Here is a 16,748-nt window from a genome sequence, read left to right on the forward strand (position 1 = left end):
ACGATAGTTGATTAAATTATCCGCAGTCTGAGTAAATTCCGGAAGGATGCGGTCAGCACAGGCATCCTCCATATCGGAATCTCAATATTGTCGAATCAAAGAATTCGTAGATAATAACGATTTTTTTGCACAAGGCTCTACACCATCCCAAGTCACTCTTTATTCGTGGGTTAAAGGAAGAATTCTTCCCGTCACAAGAATAAAGGAAGAAAGGCTTATAGATTTGTCAACCTTGAAGACAAACTTGGAAGAACAGGCTTTGCAAAGAGGATTTCGGTACGAATTCGGGAAAACTACCCTTGTCAAATTGTCGCTTTTCCCGTGGGGCGTTTCTTTGTTCCTCCCTTCTGCCATGCCATGCCGCAGGACGGTCTACAATTGGGAGAAGAGCGGGCTTCTCTGTATCCTGAACATCGGGAAAAGCCGTTTTGTAGACATTCATGCAACGGAACAGCGTTTGAAGCGGGAAGGACAATCTGCTCTCATCCGTGTTGTTCGACGATGCAGATCTATCCGGAAGCCAAAGACAAAGGCTCTCTGTGAACTAGAAAATCCAAACCAAACGGAGCAGCCATTCCAAGCAGTCCCTTCTCACACCCCATGTACCTGGGATACCTTCTTGTGGGGATGTCCACTTCCTTCTCAAGAAAAAGCCCTGCCTGACAAAATCGTTCTGAACGTGAGGACAGCTCTGCATGGCATAACCGATCTAAATGGGTTCATCAGATATCTGGAAGGCAACCCTTCCAATCATGCTTTGGGTAAGAGCCTGCTGCATAACGTTCATCAAAAGACATTACGGGAAAATGAATTGAAATTGTCGACCAGGAAACTCTCTCTTTATTTGCCGGCTCCTTATCAAGGAGGAACCGGGCCTCGGAAGACTCTCACCAATCATTGTTCATTACCTGGCCACTTCAGCGCTTGTTGGCCATTTCGCTCACCAAGGGAAGTACAACCTCCTCTTGCCCATGTAAATCTTCTCATCAGTCAGCAAAAGGAAAGCGTCCAGATCACCATGTATATCATGGCCAATCTCTTGAGAACATTGAATAATCATCCCTGGCTTTTAGAAGGGCATACAGAACAGCGGTCCAAACGAGAACAGCTGGCTATGCTTTATTTCCACAACCCATCCATTCACGATCAAAAATCGGCCAACTGGATATCTGCACCTATTACCGCAGAACAACGTACCGAGATTCTTAAAAAAATGCTGACTGCCACCATTGAAATGGAATGGGAGGATATCAAGCGGGCTTATTGCCTGAGTCAGCAGAAGAAATATCCCGTGGAAAGCATTTGGAACAACGGAGTGAGCGTTACTCTTACAAGCATGGAAGTCTGCTACCATTATCTTTCCACAGGGAATGCTCCGTTCATCGTCAAACATCTGGAGCCATTTTTTAAGAGGCATTTCAAAGAGGATCTATTTAGAACACATGGAGAGCGGTCAGGCGCTATTGATTGCGGAAAGGTCAATCAGGAAAGCCTCGTATCCTGCCACGGATATCCGCGTAAGGACATGGAACTCGTCTGCTACGCCAAGACAGCAGACATCCTCAAATTTGAGCTCAGATGTAATAGAGGAGGACTTGTTGCGGATTTTCCTGAAGGCGCATGCAAAAAACGAATGTGCGGCAGTCTGGATGACTTGTGCCGCCTCATTGATCGTGTCATTAAACATTCACGGGGACGAATAGAGAACTTGGTGAACAGTTTAAGCGAACCATCGTATGCTGCCGATTCCATAGCCCCATGGTGGCTTTCCGTTCTTAATATGGATCGTAAACTGCGGTTATGGTCTGAATCCCCTGATAGTGAACTCAAACTGAGAGCAAGCCAAATCAAGATGGAATCCTTGAAAGCTCTCATTACGCCGGAGGGATGGCCCATCCGGAACCTTGGTATGGAAACGGTCAATTTCCTGCGAAGAATGGAGAGAAAAGGATACGTGCAAAGGCATGCCGGAAAATATCATGCCAGAAGAGATCATGCTTTGGAAAAAACAAGTTCAAATCATCATTTTTAAATTGAAGGAAGGGCCACCTTGGGCACGCGTGCCCAAGGTGAGGCGGAAGGTAAGCTTCCGTGTTAAATCTTGCGTCGTCGAGCGGATCCTTTTTTCTTTGAGCGAAAGCGAAAAAGAAAAAAGAGAGCCAGCGAGCGGGGGCGGAGCCGCCCCCCCCCCAAGATTACAAAGGAAGCCTGGCTACTGGTAAAAATGAGGTATTTGATCGAAATTATCCGCCCCCTTCCTCCCTCAATTAGGATGACAATGGTGTTATATGAAGATGAGCGGAGTAGGTATCCGCCATTTCCCGGCCTCTGCACGCTGTTGTGTGCAGAGGCCTTTTCATCATCAACCATCAACATATCAAATCATCATGGCTATCAAACTCATCGCCAACTACAGCAAACGCCTCGGCCTGCCGGGGTATTCCTCCCATCAGTTCGAAGTCTCCATCGAAACGGAAATCGGAAACACGTCAGAACTCGATTTCGCCGCAGAACGTCTCTACAGCTCGCTCCAGTCCGCTGTGGATGCCCAGATCAAGCAGGTCGGATTTGTCCCCGATGCCTCCTATGGTTTGGGAGATGTATCCGGCCCTTCGCTTCCTGCCATGCGCCAAGTTCCCCGGATTTCCATGCAACCATCCGGGGATAAACGCTCTGCCACCGTTTCTTCCGATCAACAGGCATGGAATTGTTCCGAGAAACAGAAGCAGGTCATACTCTCTCTAGCCCGCAAAAACGGTATGAACGATTCCGCACTTCATGATCTGGCCGTACTCTGTTTCAGCAAAGGCGTCTCTCAGCTGAACAAGCTGGAAGCGTCTACCCTGATCAAAGAATTGATCGAAACATCAGGAGCAACATCCCGAAAGGCTTCTTCCTCCGGGAACTATGCCTGACACAAGACAAAAGTTGTGTTTGGAATACGGTGTGCATCTGCTTGTGTCCCTCTTACTTGTCCTCCTCCATGGAAGGAGGGCAAGTAAGGACTTTATTTTATCTGCTGCGTCCTTGGTTCCTATTGTGAAATGAAAATTGTCGAGAAATAGATTACCGGAATCATATTTTCCATGAAATCTGTTTCCATCGCGTACAAAAAGGAGTCGTATTCTGTCTTGGCTCAAGTCTTGTTTTATTGTCATTCTGACTTGAATGAAGTCAGAATGACAATACTTCTTTATCACGGTCAAGAATTCTTGAGCCTGGAAGTCTCCGGGATTTGGTCATCGAAACACTTCCGCGCAAGGCAAACATTTGCATGCGAGTAAGGCGCGGGGGCAAGTCCACATTCATGGAAGGCCATCATGCAGCAGTTGGCGGAGAGCGGCGTAAGCAGGGAAAATATGATTTGGATCAATTTTGCCGACGACCGGCTCTCTCGCCTGGCTATGGAAGTCTTGGGTGGGTTTCATGAATCCTATTACGGAATGTATCCTGAGGAGAGACACAAGGAGAAGGTGTATTTCTTTTCTGACGAGATCCGGATATTTCCTCAATAGGAACTTTTTGTAGAGCATCTGCGGAAGGAAGAAGAATGCGATATTTACATTACAGAGTCTTCCGCGCGCATGCTATTCCCGTGAGATTGGGACGAAAATGCGGGGACGTTCCCTTTCCTAGGCACTGTTTCCTTTCTCCTCCTGGTGCGATTTGATAACAAGCATGAAGATGAACAAAATGTAATCAATTGTTATAATTTGCCAACAATTTGTTCATTCTCTTAAGAGCGGTTTCTTTTAAAAGAGTTATTGGATTGGCTATGCTATGAGTGGCTTATCTGAGAACATGGCGGCTGGACGACAGTGTGGAGAGTTGATGACGACCTGTCTCTCCAGACAAAAATCCTCTTGGCATTGCCTGTTCCTGTATTCGGGATCTGACGGTTAGTCCTTCCATTGCGTGATTTGATTGCGCAAATACACACAAACAGTATATTTACGCAATCATTTTATGATTTTGAAACTTTTCTTTGAGAGAAAGGTTTGGAAACGATGCTGCGCCGAACAAGTTGCGGACAAGTACCGCATAAGTTCAGGATAACAGTCCCGACATCCTTCTATTCACTCAGACGGTTGGCGATAGACAGCAATTTTTAATGGCTGCCCGTTATATAGACCTGAAGGCAGGCATTCAGCTTCTGACTTCATTCCTCAACACCCGTTTTCCCTTCGCAGGGAAGCGGGTGTTTTCGTTTCAACCCATATTTCATCATCAATATGAACAATATTATCGCATTGCCTCACCATCCGGCGACAGCCCGGCACATCCTGCCTTTGGAAGATACCAGACAGGCAGCCCACCTCCAGCAGAGAAACATCATACCGGAACCGGCAGCGGCTCCGGTCGTTCCCCCAACCGTATTCCGTAAGGGGCTTCTCCTCCACTGCGGGGCCGAAGTCGTCGACAGGAGAACGCTTTCCCATGTGGAAACCCCGTCCTGCACGGAATCGTGGTTCCCGCTTCCCCATGACTTCCTGCTGAAGGAAGTGGAATCCCAGCTCGCCGCCTACGGCTTCGGCATCGGAGAAACCACCCATGCCCTCAGCCATGAAGGAAAGCGGTATTTTGGCGTACTCCAAATCCTGCGGCCCGACGACGGCCCCGGCGACTACTCGTGGATTGTCGGCATCCGCAACTCCCACGACAAAACCTTCCCGGCCTCCCTGGTCATGGGAACGCGCGTGTTCGTCTGCGACAACCTCGCGTTCAACGGAGAAGTGAAACTCTCCCGAAAACATACGAGGTTCGCCGTGCGGGATCTGCGCTTCATGACCTCCCGCGCCGTCGGCAGGCTTGGGGAACAATTCCATCGTGAAGACGAACGGATTGCCGCCTACAAAAAGCAAAGGCTGACGGACAAGGCCGCCCACGATCTCCTGATCCGCGCGGTTGATTGCCGAGCAATCACGCCGACCGTCCTGCCGGAAGTCATCCGGTACTGGCGGGAGCCGCTTCATGAAGAATTCCGATCCCGTACCGTCTGGAGCCTGTTCAACGCCTTCACGGAGCAGTTCAAGGCCGTCAACCCGCATGTGGTCGCCAAACGGAGCCAGGCTCTGCACGGCCTGTGTGATTCCGTCTGCGGACTGATTGCCTGAGCGTAGTTAAAAAACAGGAAAGGAAACATCTTATGAATCCATCCTACTCATTGACGGGAGCGCAAGCCGCAGTCCTGATCCTCACGCAATCCGTATCCGGGCAAACGAGCGATGAACTGATCGGCTCCTTCCACTCGGAAGAACGAGGGCGGGTCAGGCAAATCATTCGCTTGCTGGAACGCCGCGGGCTGCTCATCTGCCAAACGGGGGAAGACGATCCCTTTGTCTTCCCCCGCACATGGCATCCCACCTGGGACGGGCGAATAGCCCTGCTGGAATGGGCCTCCTATCTGGGCAACATCCGGCTGGCCGGCAGGAATACTCCGGCATCAACCGGCTCCCGGACAATCATCGAACAGGAAGATCATCATCACCCCTCATCCGTATGCTGACCTTTCTCCTCGTGACCGTTGCAGGCTGGTTCCTGTTCCCGTGGCTGTTCGCTCTCCTCAAATGGGGAATCGTGCTGGCCTTCGGCTTGATGACGGCAGGGCTGCTTCTGTGGTTCTGCCTCTTTTGAAAAGACATTCATCCAGACACCGGAACCATGTATCACATCGTCAAATACAAGGACACGCGCTACTGGGCGGTTCTCCATCACAATGGGAAACTGCTCGCCGTCGTCGTGTACAAAAAAGGCGCCGAGGCCATTGTCCAGGCTTTGGAGCAAATCCTCGTCGACGCCGTCACCCACTCACAACCGCCATGCCCATGATCAAAATCATCCTGTTCGAGCTCACCCGCATCCTGCTGGGCTACGCCTCCGACAAAGTCGGCGAGTTCATTCGGAACAAGCAGAGGAGCGGATCTCGTCCTCCTTCCTTTTACGAAGAAGAGGAGGAAGATCCCTGGTCTCAACATCCGCCCCGCTGATTCCATGATCCTAGCGCAATTACTCCAAGCCATTTACAACCTCATCGCCCAACGATGAGATATGCCTTCTAAGACGATATGTTGTCTGAGGAGGGCGTTCAAGAGGCAGTCCCAACAGGCTCCTCTTTTTTAGCTGTCAGATCGCATTATACGTTATATTACATCCGAAATGTAAACAATACGTCGAATGATACGATTTCTCTTTGTGGAGCTTCCTGAAAAAAAACGTACTTTTTGGGTGTATACTCTTGAAAAAGGAAAATCTACGTAGTAAAGTAGCGCAAAAATGGAAAAGTTACCTTTCACATGTTCTCATGTGACACACCTTTAATAGTATTTTTATTCACTATGAGTACCCCCTCTCAAGAACAAAACAAGCGCTCGGCCGCAGATATTTTTGTGGCATTTGAGTATCAGTGGGATTACTTCGTGTTGATGTTATTAAAGTCGTTGGACCAATCCACAACTATTAGTTTCGAATTACACGATGATGTTGGCGAACAGTCAGACCATAGGCTAATCCTTTACCAAGTCAAACATAGTGTGCAAAAAAATGCTCGTGGAGAAACAAAGTCTTTAAGTAACCGTGATATAGATTTATGGAAGACTATTTCTATTTGGATGAAGTTAATAGAGGAACAATCCGATTTTTTAGAAAATACCGAATTTCAATTAGTGACTAATAAAAAAATCTCCGAAAATGCTTTCATAAAGGCAATTGAGAATTTTAAGATAACGCATTCTATTGAGGATCTTAGGTCGGCAATAGTAGAAATACAAGCGTCCAAAAGGTCTAAAGGAGATGCTTCCGGGGTAAGTGGCTCTAAAAAGAGCCGCATTGACGTATCTAAAATAATTTCAGACCTTTTGAATAAGCCATACTTAGTTGATTTTATTGGTAAAATTTCTGTATCAACAACTTCAGATATACTTAAGGAAGACATAAAAGAACTGATGTACAGTCGATTCGCCTTAAATCGAAACCGCATAGATTGGGTTTATAATAATCTGATGAGTAGTTTAAAAGATAATGCCATTGATAACATTTTGGCAGGTAAATCCGTGTCATTTACTGGAGCTATTTTTGCAGAACAATATCAGAGCATCCTTGATATAGGGCGTAAGAAGCTTCATTTTCGAACAGACTATAGTTACCGGGATTTCGAAGGAAACCCTCGAGAACTGTTGTTCATAAAACAATTATTCGCAGTTAATGATACACAAGAAGATGATACAGATAGAATTGCGGCTTTAACAACTAGTTGGCTTCGATTCCATAACAATTTTCATGATCATTGGGATGACAATACTTTGATTTCTTATGACATTGATAAATTAACTCAAGATGTTTGCTCGGCTTGGCGTACGTTTCATCATTCTGCTCACCGTAATATCCCTCCTAATCCAAGACAAGAGGACTTATACGAAGCTGGATGTAACACCGTCGATAAATTACGAGAAAAGGATTTTAAGTTAGCTGACGCTTCTTTAGGATCTGAAGTTAGCGAAGGGTGTATTTACTACTATTCCAATTCTTCAACAGCAATTATTCCTGAGTTGCCGCTTATAGGTTGGCATCTTGATTGGGAAAATAAATTTAAGAAGAAATGAATAGAATATATAATAACGAAATGATATTCATGGCCTGTATTGTCCAATTACTTAAAACTGAAAAATTGGATATTGCGACCTTATATCTTTTTTGCACCTTGTTAATTGATGATAATCTTAGGCTTATAATACACGATTCCGTTAATTTAGAAAAATGTACTAGTCGAGTTTGCTCTCATGCTCTTCTCACTCGTAAAATCACAGCATTTGGACCATATTTTATAAATGCCCTTGTAATTCTAAAGCAGTCTGACTATATAGTTATAAATTTAAACTACATTGAATCAACGCAAAAAGAATTTCCAAAAGGGAATCTCAAAAGTAAAAGATTGCAAAGAATACTACGTGAAGCAGAGCATTTATTTGAAATATGCCATAATTTTTCGGCTAAAGATATGTATCGCAAATTTAATATACAGCTATGAATTTATATATTGCAAGCATAAGATTGTGGTTCAAGGGTTTTCTTGAAAATGAAGAGAACGCGATAACGTATCGCTTTGAGCCAGATAAAATAAATGTAATTACCGGAGATTCTTCTACTGGGAAATCATCTATACTCGGAGTTATTGATTATTGTCTTCTGTCAGATGCTCCAACAATTGTTGAAAACATAATTAATGAAAATGTTGAGTATTATGGTATAAACATTTATCTCAATGGGAAAAGTTATATTCTTATAAGGAAAGCTCCTCATTTGGGGACAGGAACTCAAGATGTGCATTGGTCGAAACAGAAAGAATACCCAATCCCGTATACTCCGACTCATTCGGTGGGTGAAATGAAAGTTTTGCTTTCCGAGATGTTTCAGGTTCCAGATCATAATAAAAAAGTGGGACGAAAGAATATCCCTATGTCATTTCGACACTTTCTTCCGCTCAACTACTTGACTGAAGATATTATTTCATCTGCAAATACATATTTCGACACTGCCTTCTTCGTTGACAAGAGTTTCGACTCTTTTCTTAATTTTGCATTGGAATACGCCAATGGAATTCGTTGTCATAATAGTAGAGAAATAGAAGACAAAATTCAAAAAGCAGAAAAAGATTTAAAGCAATATCAAGAGAATCACCTTAAGGCGCAAGTCGTTGAAAGAGAATATAAGGAAAGTCTTATTTCTATCTACAAACAGGCGTTCCAGCTTAATTTGGTTTCTCCTGATAATCTATTTCTACAAGAGGACGCAGGAGAACTTAGACGCTATATTCAGCATACCATATCTGAGTATGACCAATTAATCAAAAATGATGAAGATACTACAAAATTAGAACGTCTGAAAAATCGCAAAGACCAGATTAAAGCAACTCTGAATACCTATGACTCTCTGTTATCAGAGATGAAGAGAAATAAGAACTCAGGCGCAAAAGTACAGGACAGCTTAAAACCGATTAAGTATATAAAGAATCATATCGACGAGGTTGTAAGCTCGTCTGATACAATTGAACTTCTTAAGCTATTGGAGAAACAGCTTATTCAAATCAAGGAAGAGAATCCTATTCAGACGGAATTACCGGCAGACTTCAATTCAAGGTATGATGAATTGAATAAGGAACTTACTACTATTGAAGAGGAGTTAAGACATTTTTCCACTCTTCGTAAAACGATTGCTAACCCTAAATGGGTGAACCAAGCGGTAAGCCTTAAGTATCGTCTAAAAGATTTAAAAAAGCCTAATCCAGATACTTATCAATCAAGTGTTGAAGAAGCTAAAATTTCTAAATTAACTGCCTTAAATTCTCAGCTTGGACAAATCCACTTGATGCCACATGACGTAAAGGTGGAATTGAATAAATCTATTAACGAGTATTTTCAATCTCCAAATGGTATGGTGGACTCTTACCCAGATTCTACCATGTTGTATGACGATGAGAACCGTAGAATCTCATTATTGAAAAATGGCGAACATTACCCCATCCGTAACATTGGTAGCAAGTCTAACTATATGTTTTTGCATCTTTGTTTCTTCCTTGGACTTCATAAGTCAATAAAGTCTCATCATTCTGAACAAGTTGGTTCGTTTCTTTTCATAGACCAGCCGAGTATGCCCTACTACGCTGATAAAGATATCCTCAATAATGATGACAGGAGACAATTGACGAAGGCATTCCGATTGCTGAATGACTTTATGAATGAAATGATTGGCGAGCTCGGAGAGCATTTCCAAATCATTTTGATTGAGCATGCTGATGAATCGTATTGGAAGAACCTAGAATTTTACCATACAGCTAGGAAATTTTCCAAGACTGAAAATGGTGGATTAGTCCCTAAATATATTTACGAGAAAAAATGAATATTAGATTAGGAATTCCGAAATATGCCACCGTGCAAATGGTTGGTAATAAGGCCGACGGTGAAGGCATTACTTTTGCTACTGAAGTAGAAGATCTGTCGCTTGCAGTAGATTTCTTGACTATTTTGGTCAAGAACGTATTTAAGTTTGAGGTTTTGAGTCAGTTTGACTGCATTGATTCTTTAGATTTGAATCCGACATATCGGTTTATCAAAGCCATTTTCGAAAAGGAAGATGAGTTTGTCAAACAGTCCAATAATTTGGCTCGACACTTGTATGATCAAAGCATTCATCCCAATATAAAAAATGGTGAGTTTTATGTAATCTATTTAACAGATTGTGGCATTAATGATGATTCTGTAGATGGTATCTTGTTATTGAAAACAGAAATAAAAGACAAATTCTTAACAGTTGCCAATGAAAATGGTAACCTTTCTATTGTTCCTCAAGTGGGAATTAGTACGAAGCATATAGATAAAGGTTGTTTTATTCTCAATACAAAACCTGATGATGGTTATATCCTATCTATCGTTGATACATCAACAATTAGAATGGATGGACTTTATTGGACTAATAATTTCCTTTATGCAAAGAAACTTGTTAATGACTTTCAGTTAACGAGAGATATAACATCTTTTTGCTCATCTGCAATCCATCAAATAGCAAAACAGTATCCCGAAAAAACAGTTGAGTTAGCCAAAGCTGCTCGGAATGTTGCTTTAATGTTACAGAATGATGGTGTAATGGTTAATACTTCCGAAATGCTTTCTGCATTATCTGTAGATGCCGAAATTGCCAATCAATTATCGAACTATAGACGAGACTATGAAAATAGAAATGGAGAAATCTCAGATTCTTTTCTTTGTGTATCCAATGCAGCAAAGAGAAAAGCTATTACAAAAGCAAATCTTATAAAACTTGGCTCTGATTTCGAAGTGAAAATTTTGGATCCTTCGACCGATATAGAACAAGGATACGACAAAGAAAAAAGAAAGAACTATATTAAATTGTACTATCGCTGATATAAATAACACTTCTGACGAGTCACGGATTCTGGAACACTACCGGCGAGTTGAAGGACGGTATGCATACGGCTTGTGTGTTTATAGGTTTCCATACGATAAATAGAAGGTGTTGATTTTTTTGGATTTATATCTTTTTACCTATTTAATTTGAAGGAACTATTTTGTTGTGTCGTCATTTCCAAATCCGTCTTGCCCGAAATAGCTGGATCGCGGGGGGTGCCATCTGGATAGGTGGTTTTATAGATGCCGAAGTCCTGGGCTTTTTTCTCCAGAGTATGGGTGATTTTGCTCGAAGCGGCGTTGATACGTAGGCGGCTTTCGCTGAGGTAGGAAGGATTGTGGAGGGGATGAGGGAATATCCTTGAAAGGAGCTGAGGGGATAACGGCTGGAGGATATCGTCGGAACAGGAGGCAGGATGATTTTGCTTCCAACGCTGAAACCATGTGGGTGAAGTCAGGTGTTTATATTGCTGAGCAATGCCTTTTCCCTTGATGGCATACACGCGTTCCGCCGCCAGCAGGGTCATGTTGTCAAATTGTTGTTGTTTGCGCCATGATTGTTTGATTTGCTCCAGTTCGTCGGTACTTTTGGCTGCGGCGATGGTTTCCAGCGTTTTACGAGTTGAGGATTCCTTTTTTTGTGCCAAGTTGAGGAACATGCGACTGTAATAATCGTGGAATTCCCGAGAGGCTCGGTTGAAGTGCTCTATTTCAGGCTCCTGAAGCAATTTCTCTACAAGTATATCTTCAGGCGTTTTTTGGATTTCCTGCGTCAGGAGTCCTGTTTCATAGAGCCCCCATGTGAGGGCGCCTCCTGTGACGAGCGTTGCGCCTGCGAGGGCCAGAATTCTGTACCGAAGTTTGTGGATGCGCTCTCGATGGAGAGCATGGTTCATTCCTGACAACCACGCTTCCGGCGAGGGTGAACGGTCGTCCCGTTCTATGGAAAGGTTTTGGATGAGGTATGGTGTAATACTCGCCAGCGTCTTTTCTTTTTGAACCAATGATTTCAATAGCTCTTGAGCCTGTGCGTCGCCAATTTCTTCGGATATTGTTTTCCAGAGGCAGGTGGTCGCCAGTTCATAGAAGCACGCTGCAAGGGAGTATTGGTCAGCACGTATGTCGGGGGCAGCGTTTTCCGTAAATAATTCGGGAGCCGAGTACGCAGAGTGTGCCAGTATATTGACTGTGCCATGAGGAGGGCGCTGAGATGCGGTGCCAAAATCGGCCAGAACGGGCTGTCCTTATTTTGTGAAAAGGATATTGCCGGGCTTGATGTCCAGATGGACGATGTGATTCCGGTTCAGGCAGTCGAGAGCCGAGACCAGAGCCTGAAGCCATGAGATGATGGAGCTTGGAGGAATGCGTTTGCCCGAGTGGATAACATCCCGCAGGGTTCCACCCTCAAGAAGAGGCATCACATAAAAGCAGGTTGTGGGCGAAAGACTGAATACCCTGTGTATCTTGATGATGGAGGGATGTTCCAAGGAAGCAATCAGCCGGGCTTCCCTGATGAACTGGTTGACGGATTCGGCAAAGATGTGTTCCGTGTCTTCATCCAGGGGAATCAGGCAATGGGAGTCGGCATCTCTGGTGCAAAGCTCCTGAGGATAGTGTTCCTTGAGGACGACCTTTCTGTCCAGCGTCTTGTCATGGGCCAGATACGCAATGCCGTTCGCCCCGTGACCGAGGACACGTTCGATCACGTAGGGACCGACCTTTTGGGCGGAAGGGAGGGAAACGAGTGCTTCGTGCATGGCGGATGAACGATTCAATCATGCCCCATCAGCTTGGAGGAAATCAATCCTTGTCTTCCGAGAATTCCTCGTGCTCGATTTCATCGACAAGGGAAGAAGCAGGAGAACCTTCACGAACGATTTCATTGATTTTTGTCGCCAGAAAATCGGTCAGCGTCATTTTGCTGTCGAGAGCCTTGCGCTCCAGGGCCGCCTGGACATCCGGCGGCAGTTGAAGGATCACGCGGGACTCTGTTTCCACCTTCACGGACGGGAGCGTCACGGGCATCTCCATCATCAGGGAACGGATGATGTGCTCCTTGACCTCCGGAATCTTTTTCTTGGCCATCCAGTTGTAGACAGTCACTTCACTGACGAAGCACTGCTGTGCGAGCCACCTGTAGTCCAGTCCACGAGCCTTGAGCCAACGCTTGACGTCGGCTTTCAAATCCGTCTGTGGTTTGGAGTCTGAACTCATGATAGAGATATTAGCTTTCCTGCTATTGTTCGTCAACATCCAAGCCATGAATGCCAGAGAAATAGGCAGATAGAATAAGAGATTGAGAGCTAGATTTCTCGGATGGATAATATCTTTTCTTCCATTATAGCTATAATACTATTTGACAATACACTCTAAAACGATATAAAAAATATCCGTATGGCGAGTATGCAGTGTGATATCCCCGAATTGCTCGAGAAGCTGAGCGATGAAGCCAGACTGTATCTGTTGAAGCGTATGGCCTCCCGTAACCTTACCCTTCGGCAGGTACTTCTGGAGATTGTCATTGCGATAAGCAGAGAGAGGGCATCTATCCCGGAAAGAAGCACTGTCGTACATCCGCTCCAATCCGCATCCCGCTAATCCCACCAAAAGGAACCCACGACAATGAAAACAATCCGTATCACTCTCATGGCTCTGATAGCAGTTTCCTGCTGTGCCTTACTTGCACATGCAAGTCTGTCCATCTCGAACACCGCCCCTATTCCTCATGAAGGTCTGAAATGCCAACAAAGCAATGGAGTCAAAGTGTGTCCCACCTGCAATGGAAGCGGCAAGTTCGGCAACAACACCTGCATCAACTGCGGCGGCAAGGGCATTGTCCGCACAAACGGGCAGAGGCTGTAAATTCTTAAAAAATAGCCCTAAATTTTGATTTCCATGAAAAAAATTATTATCATTATATCAATTATTGTTTTAATCATTTTACCTATTATAGGATTTACAAATCACAGATACGATAATTCTGCATTTGAGAAAATTACTAAGAAGGATTTCCCATATCGTTCTTTCCGAATGAAAATAGGGGAAGAACTGAATATAAAAAATGCCATAAACACAGCAAAAGAAAAAATAGAGAAGGCCTCATCACTAAGGTCCGTATATGATGATTTAAAAATGAAAGGAGGAAAAGTTGATCGATGGATTATTAGCCAATTAGGAGAAATTGTCAATAACCAAAAATCTATTGATTATGTGTATTCCTCTGATTGTACTTTACTTACACATACAATTGTAAAAATGGGAAATGGGAATAAAGATTTTCGAATTGAATATGAGAATATTATTTATTCATTATTGAAAGAGGGCGCAGATTCCAATTTATCATATCCATTAAGAGCTGCAATAGATTCAAGAGGAAAATATTTGTCGGTTGCTCTTTTATTATGTGGAGCGGATCCTAATCAAGTACGCGAACAAAGCGATTCTGAATATCACTATTTAAAACACTATTTCCCTAAAACAGCTCTGGCTACAGCCATCGATGAAGATTTATTGATTCCTTCAAAACTAGTTCACAGATCTGTTCCTTTATTCAGTGAAAATTTGAATGATGGTAAATTTGAATTTATTAAATTATTGATTGCTGCAGGTGTTGACGCAAATATAGAAAAAAGGGATGTTTCCGAAAAATTGATAAAATACTCTGAAAACAGAGATAATTCCTATACATCTCCAACAGAAATATTAAATATGTTACTTTTTGTGGGATTTGATACACGAGATCTTTCGGCATTAGATCATTAGAGAAATAATGTAATTTATTAAAACAAATTTTCATATCAACTTTTAAATATAAGTAGAATAACTCACAGAAAACAATAGTTAATCTAACCCTTCGTCATTGTGAAGAACATTTTCTTTTGCTTCATCGGATTATCAGTTTTTTCAGCCTTCCTCTGTGAAGGAGTCGGTATCGTCGCATGGAAGGATCAAGGTTTCCATGAGGACTCCATGGCCAAAATCGCAACATACAGCAGGAGAAAGTTGAGTGGAAACGAAGGGGTATTCAACGTCAACGGAAAAGATATCTATTTGCCTGCGAATCTCTATTGGAGCATCGATATTCCCAATAGTCTTCCTCAGGAACTCTCCGATTCGACTCAATATGAAATGCTCTTGAAGCAAAAATACGAGATGGGCGTATTTCGGAAACGCTTCCCGAAATCTTCCGCCATTCTCGATCCATGGCTGAAGCAATTGCAAAAATACCAGGATAACTATGATTCCGGAAAGTACTTTGTTGACGGCGCTTGGATGGAAAAAGCCGTTTATGAACAACAGCAGGCCGAATTGAGGGAGAAGAGAAAGCAAAGCCGCTTGAAAGAAGAACAAAGGAGGAAAGAGGCAGTCAATCATACTGTTGAGACAGATTCCAGTTCTGTCGAAAGAGAAGAAAAATCCGGAATACCGTACGCAGACGGTTCCTTGAAGGAAATGAGTGGCGGGAGTGCTGAGGGAGTCGGGATAGTTGTCAAAAGGTTGGAACAGAACAAAAAGTCTATGGATTCCGCAGGGCAGAATCAGGCACAGCAGCTCATTCAATCCATCAAACGACTTTTTACCGCGCAGTCTTCCTACAAGAAGGCCCTGCAGCAACAAGCCGGAGCCAAGGCCAAAGCGGAACAATATGAACGCCAGGCGGAGGATGCCATGAGGCCGAGCCCATTGACGGGAGAACCTAACTCCTATATGGCCAATAATGCACGTAAGAAAGCAAGGCAGGTCATCCTGAATGCGGAACATGCTCTTTCCAACGGAAAGAGGGAACTTCTTCAGGCATTGAAGCAAAGCGATACCCTGGCTTGTTCTCTGTATAAGGACATTCCTCAGGACGCAGAAAACCTGGCTCTTGCTGTGACAGCGATTGCCGAATCACACGATGGAGAGATTGATTTCAGAAGCCGCTTTGAAGAAGCTAAGGAAAAGGAGGACAGGCGGAAGGAAGAAATTGCTCGTGAACAGGAAGAGAGGGAACAACAACTTGCCCGTGAGAAGGAAGAAAGGCTTCGGGAAGAAAGAGAACGAGAAGAGCAACGCCTGAGGGAAAGGCGGGAAGAAATCTCTCGTGAAAAGGAGGAACGAGCTCAACAGATTGCGCGTAAGAAGGAGGAAGAACGAAAAGAAGCAGAGGAGAAAATGGAAGCAGCAAAAGCTCCTTCCAATCCATCTCCGTCAACAGTTCCCAACCAGCCTGCGATATCGGTCAATCCGCCGGTTCAGTACATGAGCGATACCGATGCCAACCGGATGATATACCGAACCTTGGGTTCTCCTGATCCGCAGGCACTGGAAGGAATTGATGAAAAGTACAGGAACGTCATTCAGACGTCTACCGACCCGGTAGCGATCGCAAGAGCCGCTGAAGCAGCCTATGCCGATAAAGGAAACATTGATCCTGCCATGCGCGGGTACCTGACCGATATGGCCAAATACCGGGCTCTTTCGAACAAAGCAGGACAGGGATCAGCCTATCATCCCAGTTTGTCCAGAGCCTTTCCCTCGTTACCCTCAGTCATGGAAATGGGAGATTATTCATGGGAGGAAGAGGTTGACAAAATGATAGCTACTTCAAAGGAAACCTATAGCCCCAATTTATCTCCGGCCTGCAGGCAACGAGCCCGGGACATTATCAAAGCGAGAAGCCTCATTATGGGTGGTTCTATGGATCGCCCCGAAGATATTTATCAGAAACTTGGCATTTCAAAGGACACGGATCCCAGTCCGCTTTCCGGGATGACTTTCTCGTTCATTTTCCTGTGTCTCTTGATTTTAGTTCCTTTAGGAATTTTTTGTAGATTGCGCAAAAAATTATAA

Annotated in this window: 18 protein-coding genes; 14 read left to right on the top strand and 4 right to left on the bottom strand. The window is 44.1% G+C overall.

Translation table 11 applies throughout. The annotated features are described in order from the left end of the window. Nucleotides 1-46 precede the first annotated feature (46 nt). Nucleotides 47-2,032 carry a hypothetical protein gene (locus V3C20_RS09805; RefSeq protein WP_149874178.1) on the top strand — a complete coding sequence of 662 codons (1,986 nt, stop codon included), beginning with the start codon at nt 47-49 and terminating at the stop codon, nt 2,030-2,032. A gap of 355 nt (nt 2,033-2,387) precedes the next feature. Beyond that, nucleotides 2,388-2,915, top strand: coding sequence for a hypothetical protein (locus V3C20_RS09810; RefSeq protein ID WP_130083843.1), 528 nt, complete (start codon nt 2,388-2,390; stop codon nt 2,913-2,915). 390 nt (nt 2,916-3,305) lie between these two features. Here the strand turns inward: V3C20_RS09810 and V3C20_RS09815 are convergent, their stop codons facing one another. Next, nucleotides 3,306-3,428 (bottom strand): hypothetical protein, encoded by a 123-nt coding sequence (locus tag V3C20_RS09815; RefSeq protein ID WP_275669350.1) that lies wholly within the window; start codon nt 3,426-3,428, stop codon nt 3,306-3,308. 804 nt (nt 3,429-4,232) lie between these two features. Between V3C20_RS09815 and V3C20_RS09820 the strand changes: the two genes are divergently transcribed. From V3C20_RS09820 to V3C20_RS09860, 9 genes are all read left to right on the top strand, one after another. Further along, nucleotides 4,233-5,114 (top strand): DUF932 domain-containing protein, encoded by an 882-nt coding sequence (locus V3C20_RS09820; RefSeq protein WP_130083842.1) that lies wholly within the window; start codon nt 4,233-4,235, stop codon nt 5,112-5,114. 32 nt (nt 5,115-5,146) lie between these two features. Further along, nucleotides 5,147-5,506, top strand: coding sequence for a hypothetical protein (locus V3C20_RS09825; protein ID WP_130083841.1), 360 nt, complete (start codon nt 5,147-5,149; stop codon nt 5,504-5,506). Then, a complete protein-coding gene (locus tag V3C20_RS09830) occupies nt 5,500-5,634 on the top strand; it encodes a hypothetical protein (protein ID WP_275124789.1) in 135 nt (44 codons plus the stop codon). Before V3C20_RS09825 ends, V3C20_RS09830 begins: the two co-directional genes overlap by 7 nt. 27 nt (nt 5,635-5,661) lie before the next feature. Beyond that, nucleotides 5,662-5,829, top strand: a complete 168-nt coding sequence (locus V3C20_RS09835) for a hypothetical protein (protein ID WP_153812579.1) — start codon at nt 5,662-5,664, stop codon at nt 5,827-5,829. Further along, nucleotides 5,820-5,987, top strand: a complete 168-nt coding sequence (locus V3C20_RS09840) for a hypothetical protein (protein WP_153816306.1) — start codon at nt 5,820-5,822, stop codon at nt 5,985-5,987. Before V3C20_RS09835 ends, V3C20_RS09840 begins: the two co-directional genes overlap by 10 nt. A 348-nt stretch (nt 5,988-6,335) precedes the next feature. Beyond that, nucleotides 6,336-7,598, top strand: coding sequence for a dsDNA nuclease domain-containing protein (locus V3C20_RS09845; protein WP_202975653.1), 1,263 nt, complete (start codon nt 6,336-6,338; stop codon nt 7,596-7,598). Nucleotides 7,599-7,627: 29 nt separating this feature from the next. Next, entirely contained in the window at nt 7,628-8,023 is a 396-nt protein-coding gene (locus V3C20_RS09850) for a hypothetical protein (RefSeq protein WP_130083839.1), read from the top strand. Then, on the top strand, nt 8,020-9,891 hold the full coding sequence (locus V3C20_RS09855) for a DUF3732 domain-containing protein (protein WP_130083838.1): 1,872 nt from the start codon (nt 8,020-8,022) through the stop codon (nt 9,889-9,891). The genes V3C20_RS09850 and V3C20_RS09855 overlap by 4 nt, the downstream gene beginning before the upstream one ends. Next, on the top strand, nt 9,888-10,913 hold the full coding sequence (locus V3C20_RS09860) for a nucleoid-associated protein (protein WP_130083837.1): 1,026 nt from the start codon (nt 9,888-9,890) through the stop codon (nt 10,911-10,913). The genes V3C20_RS09855 and V3C20_RS09860 overlap by 4 nt, the downstream gene beginning before the upstream one ends. A gap of 137 nt (nt 10,914-11,050) precedes the next feature. On the opposite strand, the gene V3C20_RS09865 is transcribed toward V3C20_RS09860, so the two are convergent. The 3 genes from V3C20_RS09865 to V3C20_RS09875 form a co-directional block, all read right to left on the bottom strand. Further along, nucleotides 11,051-11,929 (bottom strand): hypothetical protein, encoded by an 879-nt coding sequence (locus V3C20_RS09865; protein ID WP_130083836.1) that lies wholly within the window; start codon nt 11,927-11,929, stop codon nt 11,051-11,053. 231 nt (nt 11,930-12,160) lie between these two features. Beyond that, complete coding sequence (locus tag V3C20_RS09870; RefSeq protein ID WP_130083835.1) at nt 12,161-12,673, bottom strand: protein kinase; 513 nt, start codon at nt 12,671-12,673, stop codon at nt 12,161-12,163. Nucleotides 12,674-12,716: 43 nt separating this feature from the next. Next, nucleotides 12,717-13,130 (bottom strand): hypothetical protein, encoded by a 414-nt coding sequence (locus tag V3C20_RS09875; RefSeq protein WP_130083834.1) that lies wholly within the window; start codon nt 13,128-13,130, stop codon nt 12,717-12,719. A gap of 432 nt (nt 13,131-13,562) precedes the next feature. On the opposite strand from V3C20_RS09875, the gene V3C20_RS09880 reads away from it, so the two are divergent. The 3 genes from V3C20_RS09880 to V3C20_RS09890 all read left to right on the top strand — a co-directional run bounded on the left by V3C20_RS09880 (nt 13,563) and on the right by V3C20_RS09890 (nt 16,748). Further along, the gene (locus V3C20_RS09880; protein WP_149873735.1) at nt 13,563-13,778 is read left to right on the top strand and encodes a hypothetical protein; all 216 of its coding nucleotides are present in this window, start codon (nt 13,563-13,565) and stop codon (nt 13,776-13,778) included. Nucleotides 13,779-13,811: 33 nt separating this feature from the next. Beyond that, on the top strand, nt 13,812-14,678 hold the full coding sequence (locus tag V3C20_RS09885) for a hypothetical protein (protein WP_130083833.1): 867 nt from the start codon (nt 13,812-13,814) through the stop codon (nt 14,676-14,678). A gap of 99 nt (nt 14,679-14,777) precedes the next feature. After that, the gene (locus tag V3C20_RS09890) at nt 14,778-16,748 is read left to right on the top strand and encodes a hypothetical protein (RefSeq protein ID WP_130083832.1); all 1,971 of its coding nucleotides are present in this window, start codon (nt 14,778-14,780) and stop codon (nt 16,746-16,748) included.

Origin of the sequence: Akkermansia sp. RCC_12PD (assembly GCF_036417355.1) — a bacterium.
Classification (GTDB): Bacteria; Verrucomicrobiota; Verrucomicrobiia; order Verrucomicrobiales; family Akkermansiaceae; genus Akkermansia.

What these genes read in the sequence shown, in the direction of transcription:
- V3C20_RS09805 (WP_149874178.1), top strand. Translation starts at nt 47, where the DNA reads ATGCGGTCAGCACAGGCATCCTCCATATCGGAATCTCAATATTGTCGA.
- V3C20_RS09810 (WP_130083843.1), top strand. Translation starts at nt 2,388, where the DNA reads ATGGCTATCAAACTCATCGCCAACTACAGCAAACGCCTCGGCCTGCCG.
- V3C20_RS09815 (WP_275669350.1), bottom strand. Translation starts at nt 3,428, where the DNA reads ATGAAACCCACCCAAGACTTCCATAGCCAGGCGAGAGAGCCGGTCGTC.
- V3C20_RS09820 (WP_130083842.1), top strand. Translation starts at nt 4,233, where the DNA reads ATGAACAATATTATCGCATTGCCTCACCATCCGGCGACAGCCCGGCAC.
- V3C20_RS09825 (WP_130083841.1), top strand. Translation starts at nt 5,147, where the DNA reads ATGAATCCATCCTACTCATTGACGGGAGCGCAAGCCGCAGTCCTGATC.
- V3C20_RS09830 (WP_275124789.1), top strand. Translation starts at nt 5,500, where the DNA reads ATGCTGACCTTTCTCCTCGTGACCGTTGCAGGCTGGTTCCTGTTCCCG.
- V3C20_RS09835 (WP_153812579.1), top strand. Translation starts at nt 5,662, where the DNA reads ATGTATCACATCGTCAAATACAAGGACACGCGCTACTGGGCGGTTCTC.
- V3C20_RS09840 (WP_153816306.1), top strand. Translation starts at nt 5,820, where the DNA reads ATGCCCATGATCAAAATCATCCTGTTCGAGCTCACCCGCATCCTGCTG.
- V3C20_RS09845 (WP_202975653.1), top strand. Translation starts at nt 6,336, where the DNA reads ATGAGTACCCCCTCTCAAGAACAAAACAAGCGCTCGGCCGCAGATATT.
- V3C20_RS09850 (WP_130083839.1), top strand. Translation starts at nt 7,628, where the DNA reads ATGGCCTGTATTGTCCAATTACTTAAAACTGAAAAATTGGATATTGCG.
- V3C20_RS09855 (WP_130083838.1), top strand. Translation starts at nt 8,020, where the DNA reads ATGAATTTATATATTGCAAGCATAAGATTGTGGTTCAAGGGTTTTCTT.
- V3C20_RS09860 (WP_130083837.1), top strand. Translation starts at nt 9,888, where the DNA reads ATGAATATTAGATTAGGAATTCCGAAATATGCCACCGTGCAAATGGTT.
- V3C20_RS09870 (WP_130083835.1), bottom strand. Translation starts at nt 12,673, where the DNA reads ATGCACGAAGCACTCGTTTCCCTCCCTTCCGCCCAAAAGGTCGGTCCC.
- V3C20_RS09875 (WP_130083834.1), bottom strand. Translation starts at nt 13,130, where the DNA reads ATGAGTTCAGACTCCAAACCACAGACGGATTTGAAAGCCGACGTCAAG.
- V3C20_RS09880 (WP_149873735.1), top strand. Translation starts at nt 13,563, where the DNA reads ATGGCTCTGATAGCAGTTTCCTGCTGTGCCTTACTTGCACATGCAAGT.
- V3C20_RS09885 (WP_130083833.1), top strand. Translation starts at nt 13,812, where the DNA reads ATGAAAAAAATTATTATCATTATATCAATTATTGTTTTAATCATTTTA.